This window comes from Prosthecobacter sp. (assembly GCF_044378005.1).
Classification (GTDB): domain Bacteria; phylum Verrucomicrobiota; class Verrucomicrobiia; order Verrucomicrobiales; family Verrucomicrobiaceae; genus Prosthecobacter.
The window spans coordinates 1-14,558 of record NZ_JBILYB010000148.1 but is presented as its reverse complement, the minus strand read 5'-3'; the positions used below and the strand labels follow the sequence as shown (position 1 = coordinate 14,558).

Annotated in this window: 11 protein-coding genes and 1 tRNA gene; 11 read left to right on the top strand and 1 reads right to left on the bottom strand. The window is 59.3% G+C overall.

Going from position 1 to position 14,558, the window contains the following annotated elements:
- From AC6FTP_RS21480 to AC6FTP_RS21440, 9 genes are all read left to right on the top strand, one after another.
- Positions 1-1,327, top strand: a 1,327-nt coding sequence (locus AC6FTP_RS21480) for a sulfatase-like hydrolase/transferase (protein ID WP_497208961.1), incomplete at its 5' end; no start/stop codon positions are given.
- Between the two features lie 37 nt (positions 1,328-1,364).
- Positions 1,365-3,557 (top strand): DNA helicase RecQ, encoded by a 2,193-nt coding sequence (gene recQ, locus AC6FTP_RS21475; protein ID WP_497208960.1) that lies wholly within the window; start codon positions 1,365-1,367, stop codon positions 3,555-3,557.
- 80 nt (positions 3,558-3,637) lie between these two features.
- Positions 3,638-4,567 (top strand): alpha/beta hydrolase fold domain-containing protein, encoded by a 930-nt coding sequence (locus tag AC6FTP_RS21470; protein WP_497208959.1) that lies wholly within the window; start codon positions 3,638-3,640, stop codon positions 4,565-4,567.
- A gap of 6 nt (positions 4,568-4,573) precedes the next feature.
- A complete protein-coding gene (locus tag AC6FTP_RS21465; RefSeq protein ID WP_497208958.1) occupies positions 4,574-6,229 on the top strand; it encodes a PQQ-dependent sugar dehydrogenase in 1,656 nt (551 codons plus the stop codon).
- Entirely contained in the window at positions 6,226-6,690 is a 465-nt protein-coding gene (locus tag AC6FTP_RS21460) for a hypothetical protein (protein WP_497208957.1), read from the top strand. Before AC6FTP_RS21465 ends, AC6FTP_RS21460 begins: the two co-directional genes overlap by 4 nt.
- Positions 6,638-7,957 (top strand): outer membrane protein assembly factor BamB family protein, encoded by a 1,320-nt coding sequence (locus AC6FTP_RS21455; protein ID WP_497208956.1) that lies wholly within the window; start codon positions 6,638-6,640, stop codon positions 7,955-7,957. The genes AC6FTP_RS21460 and AC6FTP_RS21455 overlap by 53 nt, the downstream gene beginning before the upstream one ends.
- Positions 7,958-8,449: 492 nt before the next feature.
- Complete coding sequence (locus tag AC6FTP_RS21450) at positions 8,450-9,826, top strand: site-specific integrase (RefSeq protein WP_497208955.1); 1,377 nt, start codon at positions 8,450-8,452, stop codon at positions 9,824-9,826.
- On the top strand, positions 9,823-10,161 hold the full coding sequence (locus AC6FTP_RS21445) for a hypothetical protein (protein WP_497208954.1): 339 nt from the start codon (positions 9,823-9,825) through the stop codon (positions 10,159-10,161). The genes AC6FTP_RS21450 and AC6FTP_RS21445 overlap by 4 nt, the downstream gene beginning before the upstream one ends.
- A 3-nt stretch (positions 10,162-10,164) precedes the next feature.
- Complete coding sequence (locus AC6FTP_RS21440; RefSeq protein ID WP_497208953.1) at positions 10,165-10,479, top strand: hypothetical protein; 315 nt, start codon at positions 10,165-10,167, stop codon at positions 10,477-10,479.
- Between the two features lie 297 nt (positions 10,480-10,776).
- Here AC6FTP_RS21440 and AC6FTP_RS21435 read toward each other — a convergent pair.
- Positions 10,777-10,852: transfer RNA gene (locus AC6FTP_RS21435), tRNA-Arg, on the bottom strand.
- Between the two features lie 162 nt (positions 10,853-11,014).
- Here AC6FTP_RS21435 and AC6FTP_RS21430 point away from each other — a divergent pair.
- Both AC6FTP_RS21430 and AC6FTP_RS21425 read left to right on the top strand, forming a co-directional pair.
- Positions 11,015-13,171: a DUF1549 domain-containing protein gene (locus AC6FTP_RS21430; RefSeq protein WP_497208952.1), complete on the top strand. Its 2,157-nt coding sequence runs from the start codon at positions 11,015-11,017 to the stop codon at positions 13,169-13,171.
- A gap of 66 nt (positions 13,172-13,237) precedes the next feature.
- Positions 13,238-14,527: a DUF1501 domain-containing protein gene (locus AC6FTP_RS21425; protein ID WP_497208951.1), complete on the top strand. Its 1,290-nt coding sequence runs from the start codon at positions 13,238-13,240 to the stop codon at positions 14,525-14,527.
- Positions 14,528-14,558: the final 31 nt, after the last annotated feature.

The following is a 14,558-nucleotide window of genomic DNA, read 5'->3' as shown; positions in this document are numbered from 1 at the left end:
GGGTCCCAAGCCGAACATCCTCTTCATCGTCAGCGATGATCAGCGCCCGGACACGATCCACGCGCTGGGCAATGCGGTAATCGAGACGCCAAATCTCGACAGCCTCGTCGCACGCGGCACAGCCTTCACGCGAGCGTATGCAGGCTATCCCATCTGCCATGTGAGCCGGGCGCAGATTTTGACCGGCACTCATGCCTTCAAAGCGCTGCCGAAGTATCCCGGCGGAGCGATTGATCCAAAGCTCGCCACGCTTGCAGGCACCTTCCAAGAGGCGGGCTACCACACCTGCTATACCGGGAAGTGGCACAACGACGGCCATCCCATGCAGCGTGGCTACACGACGACGAGCGGTCTTTACTCCAGCGGCGGAGGGAAAGGCACCCCGCAGCCGGACACTGATGAACGCGGTCGCCCGCTCACCGGTTATCGCGGCTGGACTTTCAAGGACGCCAGGAAGAATGCCGAACTCGACAAAGGCGTGGGCCTCCGACCCGACAACAGCCGACACATCGCCGACGGAGCCATTCATGCGATTCAGAATGCGCCGAAGGATAGACCGTGGCTCGTGCATGTGAACTTCGCCTTCCCGCACGATCCACGTCAGTGGCCCGCAGGTATGAAGAATCGCTACGATCCGGCCAAGATGCCGCTCCCAGCCAATTACGCAGCGAAGCATCCTTTCGATCACGGCAACATCGACGGCCGCGACGAACGTCTCCTGCCCACGCCCCGTATGGAAAGCGAGGTGCGCGAGGAACTGGCGATCTACTACGCGATGATCACCGATCTCGATGCCCAACTCGGCCGCATCCTAGCCGCGCTGCCATCGCCAGATGAGACCGTGATCATCTTCACCGCAGATCAAGGTCTCGCGCTCGGCAGCCACGGCCTGCTCGGCAAACAAAATCCATACGAGCACAGCATCCGCAGCCCTCTCATCATCTGTGGTCCTGGCTTGCCGAAAAACGAACGCAGTGCGGCCCTCGTGACCTTGCACGATCTCTTCCCCACGCTCTGTGATCTCAGCAGCACCACGATTCCACCCACCGTGACAGGAAAAAGCCTTGTGCCACTGCTGCGGCATCAAACCGACCGTGTTCATGAATTCGTCACCGGCATGTTCACCGACACGCAACGCATGATCTGCGATGGCCGATGGAAATACATCACCTATCCCAAAGCCGGACGTGAGCAGCTCTTCGATCTCCAAAACGATCCAAATGAGTTGCAAGACATGAGCGCTAATTCTGCTCATCAAGCCAGGCGAGATGACATGAAGCGTGATCTGTCCAACTGGCTCCGAGAACAGGGGGATGATGCACCGTGATCTTGCCTTTTCCTCCGGCTCCATTCACGATGCAGGCATGACCGCCAAGCTACCTGCGCTGCTGAAGCAAACCTTTGGCTACGACTCCTTCCGCCCGCTCCAGCGGGAGATCATGGAGGCCACGCTGTCGAATCGTGATGTCGTCGCCATTTTGCCGACCGGGGCAGGGAAGTCGCTCTGCTTCCAGCTCCCCGCGCTGGCTCGAGACGGTGTGACGCTCGTCATCTCCCCGCTCATCGCGCTGATGAAGGATCAGGTGGATGCGCTCGTCGCGAGCGGTGTGTCGGCCACGTTTATCAATTCATCCATCCAGGGCAGCGAGGCTGCTCGTCGGCGCTCTGGTCTGGAGCAGGGCCGCTACAAACTCCTCTACGCCGCCCCGGAGCGCGTGATGATGGACAGCTTCATCACCGATCTCCAACGATGGAACGTCACCGCCATCGCCGTGGATGAAGCGCACTGCATCAGCGAGTGGGGGCACGACTTCCGCCCGGAGTATCGGATGCTGGCTCAATTGCGCGACAAGCTGCCCGGTGTGCCCTTCCTCGCCCTCACCGCGACTGCCACCGAGCAGGTGCGCGGCGACATCATTCGGCAGCTCCATCTGCACGAGCCCGCCTTCTTTCTCGCCAGCTTCAACCGGCCCAACCTGAGTTACAGCGTCGTGCCGAAGAGCAAATCCACGCGCCAGGTCTATGACTTCATTCGTCAGCGATCCGGCGAGGCGGGCATCGTCTATGTGCAGTCGCGCAAGAGCGCCGAAAGTCTCGCCGCCGCGCTCGCCGCCGAAGGTGTGAAAGCCGTGGCCTATCATGCCGGACTCCAGCCCGAGGAGCGCGCGGCGAACCAGGAAGCCTTCATCCGGGATGAGGCCCATGTCGTCTGCGCCACCATCGCCTTTGGCATGGGCATCAACAAACCCGACGTGCGCTACGTCATCCACGCCGACCTGCCGAAGAACATCGAAGGCTACTACCAGGAAACAGGCCGCGCTGGTCGCGACAGCCTGCCGAGCGAATGCGTGCTTCTCTACTCACGCGGCGATCTCGTTCGCAATCTGAAGTTCCTCGATGAAATGACCGACGCGAAGGCTGCCGAGATCGCCGCACGTCAGATGCGCCTCATGGCCGACTTTGCCGAAGGCAGCGAATGCCGCCGCGTCTCGCTGCTCGACTACTTCGGCGAGCAGTGGCCTGGCGACAATTGCGGCGGCTGCGATATCTGCCTGCAACCGCGCGAGACCTGGGATGCCACCACGCAGGCGCAAAAGCTGCTGAGCTGCATCTTCCGCATCCGGCAGAAGAGCAACTTCAGCACCGGGCTCAATCACGTCGTCGAAGTCCTCGCCGGAGCCAACACGGAGAAGATCCGCAAATGGTATCACGATCAGCTCAGCACCTACGGCATTGGCAAAGACACCTCGCGGGAAGAATGGACCGCGCTTGGCCGCCAGCTCATCCGCCAGGGCTACATTGATGCCAGCGCCGATTCATTCCAGACGCTCACGCTTTCCAAACAAGGTCTCGCCGCGCTGATGAACCGCACGCCGATCATCCTCTCACGCACACCCGTGATCGCTCGCACTAGCACGGCCAAGGTTGCCAAAGCTGGCAGCATCGCCTGTGATGAAGGTCTCTTCGCTGAACTCCGCACGCTGCGCAAAAAACTCGCCGATGAGCGCGAAGTCCCGCCCTATGTCGTGTTTGGCGATACCAGCCTGCGTCACATGTGCCGCGCTTATCCGCAGAACGACCGCGCCTTTCTCTCCATTCCCGGAGTCGGCAGTCAAAAGCTCGCCGATTACGGTGGGCCCTTCATGGCCGCCATCACCACGTGGCTCGCCAAGCACGAGCGCCAGAACTTCGCCGCTGAGGCCCCGCCGCCACCAGCACCGAAGATGAAAACGGAAGACGGCATCAATGGCACCTCTTTAGAAACCCTGCGCCTCCACCGCCAAGGGCTGAGTCCCGAGCAAATCGCCGCCCAGCGTAGCCTCGTCATCAGCACCGTCCACAGCCATCTCGCGCAGGCCATCCAGCAAGGTGAGCTGAAAGCCGAACTCCACGACTACTTCACCCCCGAACAAATAGCCGAACTCCGCGCCGCCGCTGCCGAGCACGGCCTGGAGAGCCTCAGCCAACTCAAAGCCGCCCTCGCTGACCAGTACGACTACCCCAGCCTGCACTACTTCCGCGCGTTTGAGACACGGGTTACTGGCAAGACTGCCTGACGCTGGCCAAAATCCTTTGTTATCGACGGACGAGGCCTCGGGCTGCTATAACCGCCGGTGAACCATCCATCACCACCGACATGAACTCTTCCACTCCGATTCGACTGCTCGCGATCCTGCTCGCCAGTTTCCTCATCCACGGCATCAGCCATGCTCAGCAAAAGGCAGCCCCAACACAAAAACGGCCGCCTGACCTCGTCAAGGTCCGCTACGGTCCGCACGAGCGACATGTGCTCGACGTGTGGAAGGCGAAGTCGGACAAGCCGACGCCGCTCGTCGTCTTCATCCATGGCGGCGGTTTCCGCGCCGGAAGCAAAGAGGGAATCTCGGGCTCTCTTTTCGCCCTTCTAAACAAGGGCATCTCGCTGATGGCGATCAACTATCGCTTCTCACCCGAGGTCACCTTTCCCGCACACTACATGGACAGCGCGCGCTCCATCCAATATGCCCGCGCCCATGCCAAAGAGTGGAACATCGACCCAACACGCATCGGTGCCACGGGCGGCTCGGCTGGTGCGGGCACATCGCTCTGGATCGGCTTTCATGATGACATGGCAGATCCAAAAAATGCCGACCCCGTGCTGCGTGAGTCCACACGGCTGAGCTGTATGGCCGTCTTCGGCGCGCAGAGCACGTACGATCCGATCACCATCACCGAGTGGATCGGCGAGGCCGCCGCACGCCATCCGGCGCTCGAAGGTTTCTACGGCCTGAAGTGGGATCAGTTTCAAACTCCCGCCGCTCGCGAGATGTTCAAGAAAGCGGCGGCGATCACCTACCTCACTAAGGACGACCCACCCGTGTATGCCTTTTACTCTGAGCCACGCGGTCCACTGCCGCCGGATGCAAAACCGGGCACCGGCATTCATCACATCAACTTCGGCATCAAACTCAAGGAGCAGATGGACGCGCTCGGCATTGAATGCACGATCCGCCACGCCGATGAAAAACCGAACACGGCCCAGGAGACGAACGACTTCTTCATCAAGCATCTGCTGGGAGCGAAATGACCTGCCATGAAACGCGCTGTCTTCCTGATGTTCATGCTATGCGCGTGTTTCGTCGTCGCGCAGGCTCAGAAGGTCAAAAAGCCACCTCCCGTGCCACCGCCGTTGCCGCCGATGGCGTATGCGCTGGAAGATGCGTTCGGAGGGCTGGCGTTTTCGATGCCTGTGGCCGTGGTGAGTGCTCCAGGTGAGAAGGATCGCTTGTTTGTCGTCGAAAAGACCGGTTGCATCCAGGTGGTCACAGAACTCGATCAGGCGGTGCCGGTGAAAAGGGAGTTCTTGAAACTCATTGAACGCCCCGATGGCAAGCTCGATGACAAGGGAGAGTGCGGGCTGCTCGGTCTCGCCTTTCATCCTCAGTTCGCCAGCAACGGACAGTTCTTCGTCTATTACAGTCTGCGGATCGGCGGTCAGCTTCACCAACGACTGTCGCGCTTTGATGGTGACAAGGAGCAGCCGCTGATCACGCAGCTCGATCCCGCTGGCAATCACAACGGAGGTGACCTGCACTTTGGCCCGGATGGTTTCCTCTACATCAGCGTCGGCGATGGCGGCGGTGGCAACGACGCCTTCGACAACGGGCGCTTCATCAACAAAGGCTTCCACGCCGCCATCCTGCGCATCGACGTGGACAAGAAGCCCGGCAGCCTGCCACCGAATCAGCATCCTGCGGTACATGTCGGCACCTACACCGTGCTTGCGGACAATCCCTTCGTCGGAGCCACCTCGCATCACGGTGAAAAGATCGATCCCGCAGCCGTGCGCACGGAGATCTGGGCCACCGGTCTGCGCAACGTGTGGCGCTTCAGCTTTGATCCACCGACAGGACGGCTCTTCGCGGCGGATGTCGGCCAGAATCTTTACGAGGAGGTCAATCTCATCGTCAAAGGCGGCGACTACGGCTGGAGCAACCGCGAAGGCTTGCATGCTTTCGATCTCGGCCCCGGCAAGGACATGCTGCCTGCCTTGTTCAAACCCATCGCCCCCATCTTCGAATATCCGCGCACCACAGGCCTCAGCATCACTGGTGGTCGCGTGTATCACGGCACGAAGTTCCCCGAATTCAAAGACGCGTATCTTTGCGCCGACTACGCCTTTGGCCGCGTGATCGCAGCACGCGAAAAGAACGGGCTATGGGAGCAGGAGATCATCGCTTTCGAACCCGCCATCACCGGCATCGGTGTCGATCCTCGCGATGGCGAACTACTCTTTACCAACATGGCAAAAGGCAGCGTGATGCGCCTGGCGAGAATTGAACCGAAACTCGAAGGCGTGTTGTTTAGCGGAAACTTTGACGACGCAGCGGTCGATCAGCGCGGCTGGTATGATGGGAAAGATGTCCGCATCGTTCCCGGAGGACGAAATGGCAACTGCATCGAATACGAATGGAAAGATGCAGAAGGCCCAGTCACCGGCTCATCGGCGAAACGACATCTGTTTGAGCCCACGGACGAGATTTTCATCCGCTACTACCTTCGACTCTCCAAAGGCTGGGGCTGGAGCGGGCGGAACTACCATCCGCATCTCACGCACTTCATGACCACGGAGAACTCGAAATGGCATGGCCCGGCGGCCAGTCATCTCACGCTCTACATCGAGCCGGTGAATGGCAAACTGCGGCTCGCCGCGCAGGACATTCAAACAAGGGCGCGCCACATGGCTTGACCCAAGGCCCGATCAAAGGCGGCTACAACGGCATGTTTTACGACAGTACCGAGGTGCTGTTTAACGACGATCAGTGGCACTGCGTCGAGGCGCAGTTCAAACTCAACACCCTCGACCTCAAAGTCGGCAAACCCAACGCCGACGGCATCGTGCGCGGCTGGTTTGATGGCAAGCTCGTCATCGAGCACGCCAATGTGATCCTGCGCTCCACCGATTTTCCGAACATGAAATTTAACCAGTTCCTCATGGCCCCCTACTTCGGCCCCGGCCTGCTGCCACACGCGCAGAAGCTTTGGATCGATGAGATGGTGGTGGCACGAAACGCATCGGACCGCTGTCGCCGGAAAGAAGCCCTGCCAAGTGATCGTGAAGGACTGGGCGGGCACTTCACCTCAACCAGAGTAAACTATGAAACACTGCCTCCTTCTTCTCGCCTTGGCTGTCTCGGCACTGGCTGCTGACACGGTGAACTGGCCGCAGTATCGCGGCGCGGCATCGGACGGACTGGGCGAAGGAGCGATGCTGCCGGAGACGTGGAGCGAGACGGAGAATGTGGTTTGGAAGGTGAAGGTGCCGGGCTGGGGCTGGTCGTCGCCGATTGTGTGGGGCGACAAAATTTTTGTGACCTCGGCGGTGGGTGAGAAGGAACTGCCCACGCCGCATGTGGGTGGTTATCCGGGCGGACATATCGGCACCGGCGAGGTGCATCGGTGGATGCTTTATTGCCTCGATTTTGAGTCGGGGAAAATTCTGTGGGAGTTCGAGGCGCACAAGGGCATTCCGCCGCAGATGCGGCATCCGCGCAATTCCTTCGCGTCCGAGACGCCGGTGACGGATGGCGAGCGAGTATATGCCTGGTTTGCGAACATCGGGCTATTTTGCTGCGATATGAACGGCCAAAAACTCTGGGAGCGCCGCTGGTCGAGTTACCCGATGCGCGACGGCTGGAACACCGGCACCTCGCCCGTGCTGCATAGCGGGCGCGTCTTCATCCAGAACGACAACGATCAGGAATCCTGGCTCGAAACCGTGGACAAACTTACCGGCGAGACGCTCTGGCGTGTGCCACGCGATGAGCGCAGCACTTGGTCAACGCCGTATGTGTGGGAAAGCGGCCAGCGCACCGAGTTGGTGACCATCGGCATGAAAAAGATTCGCTCTTATGCGCCCGAGGATGGCGCGTTGCTGTGGGAAATCAGCGGCACTGCCGGACTCGTGAGCCAGATCCCGATGTCGAAGCACGGACTGCTCTACGCGGGCGCCGGTTACCACTACGGACCGCTTTATGCGATCAAACCCGGCGCGAAGGGAGACATCACACTCACTGGCGACGCGACGCGCAATGAGTTCATCGCCTGGTCGCAGAAGCGCGGCTCCAGCATCCATCCCGGCTACCTCATCAGCGGCGACCGGCTCTTCGTGTGCTACGATTCCGGTTTGCTCGGCTGTTTCAACGCAAAGACGGGCGAGGAAATCATCGCCAAGCAGCGACTCAACACCAAAGGTGGCCGTTTTTACGCCTCGCCCTGGGCTTACAATGGCCGCGTGTTCATGCTGAACGAAAACGGCGATACCTGGGTGATTGAGGACAGCCCCGAATACAAACTCGTGCACAAAAACTCCCTCGGCGATGTCGCCTGGGCCACACCGGCCATCGCACGCGGCAGTTTGTTCATCCGCACGTTCTCGTCGCTGTTCCGCCTCCAAAACAAGAGGCCTGCGGAGTAGCTTCGCACATCGCACGACGTCTTCCTCGCCCTGCGCCCGGCACGCTGTTGGAAATCATGGAGCCGCTTGTCGGTGAGCTCGATGGGAAACACGTCGCTATTATCGCAAGATCAACCGGGGAGCCAAGGGCAGCCACACCGGCAAAAGCACCCTGCATGTCCTGCGTGCGTGGGGCAGCGAAGTGAGCACTATTGGTGCTAGTCTGTGTCTCAGGGAACTTGGAAATCACCATGTCCGCTCAGTGTAATTGCCCAGGTGAAGTTTTTTACGGGCCTGCATTCGGTGTAACCCATTGATTTTCAATGGTACACTCCAGTGGACTCGAACCACTAACCTTCTGATCATTAGTTCTATTCTTGCGGGTTTCGTGGTGTTATGTCATGTTATGGCATGATTTCATCCAGCCAAGCAAATACAAGGGGTGCAGCTTCATCGACTCATAACGAGACGAAACTTGAAACACCTCCCGAGAACAAAAAAACTGCACAGAAAATGCACAGGCTGAAGAAGTCGGCCCCCAAGACAGCCGCCGCTTACTGGCTTGGGAAGGTCAAAAAGCCCGCAGGGAGCGCACTCTACGGCGTGCAGATCGCTTACCGGAGGAAACGGCACCGCTTCCCGTTGGAGACGGCGAACGCCGAGGCCGCCGCTGAAAAGGCCAGAGGCATCTACCTGTCATTGGTAGCCAATGGCTGGGCTGGAGCGCTGGCACAGTTCAAACCGCAGGCCGTCCAACAATTCAAGCCTGCCACCCTCGGCGCATGGTTTGAGGCAGTGAAGGCCACGGCAGAACTCCGCCCGACCACCTTCACCACATACACGCAATGCCTCCGCCAGATCGCCGCTGAGATCGAAGACATCGGCGACCAGCCCGCACTGGATGAAAATGGAAACCCGAAACGCGACCGCAAACGCCGCCCCGTGCTGCTGTCCAGATTCGACTACCGCGCCGGGGGCCGTGAGGCGTGGATTGCCAAGGTGGACGCCCTGCCGCTTTCCGTGCTCTCTGCCGCCGCCGTGCAGCGATGGAAGCTCGAATACATTGGACGCGCCGGAAACGCGCCGGATGCCCGCAGACGCGCCGAGAATAGCGCCGCCTCACTCATCCGTTGCGCCCGCTCCCTCTTCTCTGATAAAGCGCGCAAATATGCCAGCGCTGAACTCGTCCTTCCCGACCCGCTGCCCTTCGCTGGCGTGGAACTGCCGAAGAAGGGAAACACCACCTATCAAAGCAAGATCGACGCTGGCGAACTCATCGCCAAAGCCAGACAGGGATTGACCGGCGAAACCTTCAAAATTTTCACCCTTGGCCTGCTGTGCGGATTGAGGAAACGCGAGATCGACCTGCTGACTTGGAGCCAAGTGGATTTCACCAAAGGAGTCATCCGCATCGAGCACACCGAATACCTTCAACCCAAGAGTGAAGACAGCGCTGGGGAGGTTGACTTGGACCCCGAGACGATGGCACTCCTTAGAGGATGGAAGGCCACGGCCAGCGGCCAGTTCGTCATCGAGTCCACCCGCCCGCCGCGTCACGATACTAGCCGCGTGAACTACCGCTGCACGCGCCATTTCGAGACTCTTTACAAATGGCTGAGAGAGCAGGGCGTCACCGCCAGAAAACCGCTTCACGAACTGCGCAAAGAGTTGGGCGCATTGCTTGCCAGCACTCACGGTATCTTCGCCGCAAAGTCAGTTCTCAGGCACGCACAGATAAGCACGACCGCTGCCTACTACACCGACAAGAAGCGCCGCATCACCGCAGGGCTGGGAGCACTGCTCGCACCCGCGCCAAGCAATGTCATCGAGGCAGACTTTGCCGAAACTCGCGAGCATCAGAATCAACCAAAAGAAAAGGCCGCCGTATGAAACACGAAACCGACCGCACAAAAAAAGCCGCCAAGACGACTGCCAACGAAAGGCCGCTGCTCTCCTCCCCCTACGAACTGGCTAGCATCGCTATTGCGCTCGCCGCTCTCCACCAAAAAACAGAGCCAGACTTGGAAGGAGCCGTGAAACTGCTTCGCGCTGCTGCCATGAGGGGGCAGAATGAAAAGCGCCCAATCGTGCATTACCTGCTTAGCTTTCTCGAATCACTTCCCGAGGTAGCTTCCAAGATGAAAGAACCAAGCACAGCAGACCGCAAGTTTGAGGACATTGTTAGCGAAGTAGAGCAAGCCACCGTCTTGGTTTTGGTTTATTAATTCATGATGATCCTTTGCCATGAACGACTCGCCCGCATCCAGCGCGTTCTAAACAAGAACCCCGGAACTTTGACCGTCCGCGAATTCGCCCGCTCTTATGGCGTTTGGGAATGGGAGATCGAGCAGGCCGCCGCGCTTGGCTGGATTCAGATCGAGACGAAGAAACCGCGCACTGGCCGCCCGTCTCGCATCGTCAAAAGAGTTAGCGAAACTCATTCAGCGAAACTCCCGCCTTATCGCTGGCAGATCGAGAAACCCAACCTGCCTAACGCAAATGAGAAGTGCACGGGGTGCCATCTGGATGATCCAATACCCTGACACCAACCTGACCACGTTGACGAAAAACCCTGGGGTAAATCTGGTATCCGGCCTTGGACGGAAGCTGCCTTAGCCCTGAGCCAAACCTGAGCCTAAATCTTGGCCCAAGACCCTGAACAAGACCTGAACCCATTTGGAAACATTGAGGATACCTTGACGCCCGAGCGGCTCACTGAGCCTAAATGGTGGAGTGTTCCCTCTGATCGTAAAGGCAGGCAGAACCAAAAAACTGCACAGAAAATGCACAGGTGAAAATTTTTCACACGACTCGTTTCGTCGTAACCCATTGATTTTCAATGGTACACTCCAGTGGACTCGAACCACTAACCTTCTGATCCGTAGTCAGATGCTCTATCCATTGAGCTAGGAGTGCATTGTCAGCTTTCGCTGCGGAGTTCGAAACTAGACAGTGTGAATGCTTTGTCAAACGCGCTGTCGATTTTTTCCATTCAGCTGACTCGAAGGGATGGGGCAAGAATTGAGCGCAACTTACATCCGGCTGTTTCGTTTCAACGACGCCACTCCAGCTCCCGCTATGAAAACGCACCTCTCCGGCTTCCTCGCCCTCTCGGTCATCACCACGCTCAGCGCGGCTGAACCTGCGACGCTCCCGCTACCATCCCAGCCCGCGATCATCGCCCCGGATGGCAATGCAAACTTCCGCGTCTGGAAAGACACCGCAGGAAAGTCGGTGGAGGCCACGTTTCGCGGCTTTGAAAATGGGCAGGTCTTTCTCCAGACCAAGAACGGCTTCGTCCATCGCATCCCGCTGGAGCGGCTGATGCCTGAGGATCAAAAGCTGGCCCAAACCATGAAGCCCGAGGGGCTTGGCATCCCGAAAGACCCGAACGTGGCCCAGGCCGCCGCTGTGATCGACAAAGGCGTGCTCATGGGACTCACGAAGGCGGGCCAGAAGCCGAACCCGCTCGCCAGTGACGAGCAGTTCGTCCGCCGCGTCTATCTCGATCTCGCCGGGCGCATACCCACTCGCGAGGAGACACTCGCCTTTCTCAATGACAGCAGTTCCTCGAAACGCGCGAACGTCATCGACATCCTCATCAATGACGACGGCTTCAGCTCGCGGATGTACAATTACTTCAGCGATATGCTCCGCGTGGCCGATGATGCGCAGAAGGCGAAGTTCTTCACCTACCAGGAGTGGCTGAAGAAGCAGCTCGCCGACAATCGCCCATGGAATCTCGTCGTTCGAGACATGATGGTCGCAGATGGCAAGCTGCTGGAGAATGGCGCGTCTGGCTATCTCCTGCGCGATCGCGGCATGAGGCTGGACAATCTCAGCCTCACGCTCAGCACCTTCCTCGGGGCCAATGTCGCCTGCGCGCAGTGTCACGACCACCCCTTCGCCGACTGGACGCAAAAGCAGTTTTATGAGATGGCCGCCTTCTTTGGTTCCTCCGAGGTAGGTGAGCGCAACCGCGGCGGTGGCATGGCCCTGCGCAGCTTGCGCGAGGAACTCGGTCAGCAGGCTTTTCAGCAGGCGCGCCGCCTCCTGGATGTGAATTCGCTCGCCATCAAAGACGGCATGGAAAACGACCTCGCCCTGCCCGCCGACTACAAATACAAGGACGCCAAACCCGGCGATGCCGTGAAACCGAAGCTCATCACCTGGAGCAAAGAAGATGCCCGTCTGCGCTCCTACCAGAACGTCGAGACCGCACTCAAAAAGGCCGATGACGACACCCTCCTGCGCGAGTCCTTCGCCGATTGGATGACCAGCCCTGAGAACCCACGCTTCGCCATGACCATCGCCAACCGCATGTGGAAACTCATGTTTGGCGTCGGCATTAAAGAGCCCGTCACCGATCTCGATGACCCCAGCGCATCCAGCAATCCCGCCCTACTCCATCACCTCGCCAATGAGATGGTTCGGCTGAAGTTCGATCTCCGCGCCTTCATGCGCCTGCTTTGCAACACGCAGACCTACCAGCGTGAAGCCGTCACCGCCGAACTCGCGCTGGGTGAGCCCTTCTACTTCCCCGGCCCCGTGCTCCGCCGTATGACCGCTGAGCAGGCCTGGGACTCCTGTGTCGCCCTCGCGATCGGGGACAAGGTGGACAACTTCAAAATGAAGCGCGGCGATGCCTACGCGCAGGTCATGAACATCACCTCCGAGATCACTCCGGCACTCCTTCAAGAAAAACTCGATGGCATGCAGGCCATGCGCAAAACCGCTGCCGGAGCCTTCGGATTCGAGGGCAAAGGCAAGGCTGGTGCAAAAAAGAAACGCGCCATGGCCAAGACAGCTCCGGCCATGGAGGCCAACGAAGATGGCGAATTCGCTCGTCCCGAAATGATGGGCGGCCTCGTGCTCGCCCGTGCCAGTGAACTCCGCCAGCCCGAGCGCGATGGCCATTTCCTCCGCATGTTCGGCCAGAGCGACCGCCAGATCGCCGACAGCAACAGCGAGGAAGGCAGTGTCCCGCAGGTGCTTATGCTCATGAATGGCGAGGCGCAGGAAGTCATCGGCAGCAGCCAGTCTCTCGCCGTCATCACCGCCGAGAAGCAGGAGAGCGCACAGGCCCAGGTTGAGTCCCTCTACCTCAGCTTCTTCTCCCGCAAACCCACCGCTGATGAGCTGAAAGCCATCTACGACAGCATCAACAGCGGCTTCAAACCCGCCGATCTCGCCTGGGTCCTCTTCAACTCCCGCGAGTTCGTCTTTGTGCAGTGAATCAATGGATCCCAATCCTGTGCATCCTGAGATCTTGTTAATCCTGTAAAGAAAGCCCCGTCCGCCATGAACACCCCGTTCCACTCCCTCAGCCCCATCTCCCGCCGCCACTTCGCTGAGCATCTCGCCAAGACTACCCTCGGTGTGACCTTGCTGCCGCATCTCGCCAAGGCTGCGGATACCAAGCCAGGCATCGACAACAAGACGTTGCCCGGCTTTGGCAAAGCGAAGAATGTCATCTGGCTCCAGATGATCGGCGGCATGTCGCACATCGACACGCTCGATCCGAAGACGGGTGACAGCAAAGGCCCGGGCGATCCGATCCAGACCAAGGCGGGCTATCAGCTCGGCGGCTTCCTGCCCACGCTGGCGAAGGACCACTCGGAGAAGCTCGCCATCATCCGCAGCATGACCTCGAAGACGGGCGTCCATGCCTCCGGCCAATACCTCATGCGCACTGGCTACGAGCAGCGCGGCACCATCAAGCATCCCGTGCTCGGAGCCTGGGCGCAGGAGCTTCTTGGCAAAAGCAGCAAGACACTCCCTTCCACCATTTGCATCAATCGCGGTCCCGAGCATGGCAATGGCTTCTTCAGCGCCGCCTTCAGCCCGCTGCCGATCCACGATCCCGAAGCCGGGCTGCAATACTCCCAGTTCACCGTCGCGGAAGACGTCATGACCAAGCGGCTCGCCCTGCTGAACAAGGTGGATGCCGGCTTCCGCTCGAAGTTCCAGGACACCAACCTCAAAGCCTACTCCGACTTCTACGACGACACGCTCAAGCTCCTCAGCAGCGAGGATCTCGGTGCTTTCAAGCTCACGGACGAAAAGCAGGATGAGCGCGAGAAGTATGGCATGAACAAATTCGGCCAGGGCTGCATGTTGGCCCGCCGGCTCATCGATCGCGGCGTGCGCTTTGTCGAAGTCACCCAGGGTGGCTGGGACATGCACAATGACATCGACGACGCCATGGCCGAAAACGGCACCATCATCGACACCGCCATCTCCGCCTTGCTGAGCGATCTTCAGGCGAAAGGCATGATCGAAAACACGATGATCGTCCTCTGCTCCGAGTTCGGGCGCGGGCCGAACATCAACAGCCGCAGCGGCCGCGATCATCATCCGAAAGTTTTTTCGACCTTGCTCGCAGGCGGCCCGGTTAAAGGCGGGACGATCTACGGCAGCAGTGATAAAGAAGGCAACTCCGTGGCTGACAAGATGACGACCATCCAGGACTTCCACAGCACCGTCGGCCACGCCATGGGCATGGACGTGAATCAAGTCGTCATGTCCCCCAGCAACCGCCCCTTCACCGTCGGTGACAAGGGCGAGGTCATCACCGAAGTCTTCGCCTGATTTAGTCCGCCACGTTCACCTTCTTCACATA

Bases quoted from the DNA above. Each gene is read 5' to 3' on its own strand.
- recQ (WP_497208960.1), top strand. From the start codon at position 1,365: ATGACCGCCAAGCTACCTGCGCTGCTGAAGCAAACCTTTGGCTACGAC.
- AC6FTP_RS21470 (WP_497208959.1), top strand. From the start codon at position 3,638: ATGAACTCTTCCACTCCGATTCGACTGCTCGCGATCCTGCTCGCCAGT.
- AC6FTP_RS21465 (WP_497208958.1), top strand. From the start codon at position 4,574: ATGAAACGCGCTGTCTTCCTGATGTTCATGCTATGCGCGTGTTTCGTC.
- AC6FTP_RS21455 (WP_497208956.1), top strand. From the start codon at position 6,638: ATGAAACACTGCCTCCTTCTTCTCGCCTTGGCTGTCTCGGCACTGGCT.
- AC6FTP_RS21450 (WP_497208955.1), top strand. From the start codon at position 8,450: ATGCACAGGCTGAAGAAGTCGGCCCCCAAGACAGCCGCCGCTTACTGG.
- AC6FTP_RS21445 (WP_497208954.1), top strand. From the start codon at position 9,823: ATGAAACACGAAACCGACCGCACAAAAAAAGCCGCCAAGACGACTGCC.
- AC6FTP_RS21440 (WP_497208953.1), top strand. From the start codon at position 10,165: ATGATGATCCTTTGCCATGAACGACTCGCCCGCATCCAGCGCGTTCTA.
- AC6FTP_RS21430 (WP_497208952.1), top strand. From the start codon at position 11,015: ATGAAAACGCACCTCTCCGGCTTCCTCGCCCTCTCGGTCATCACCACG.
- AC6FTP_RS21425 (WP_497208951.1), top strand. From the start codon at position 13,238: ATGAACACCCCGTTCCACTCCCTCAGCCCCATCTCCCGCCGCCACTTC.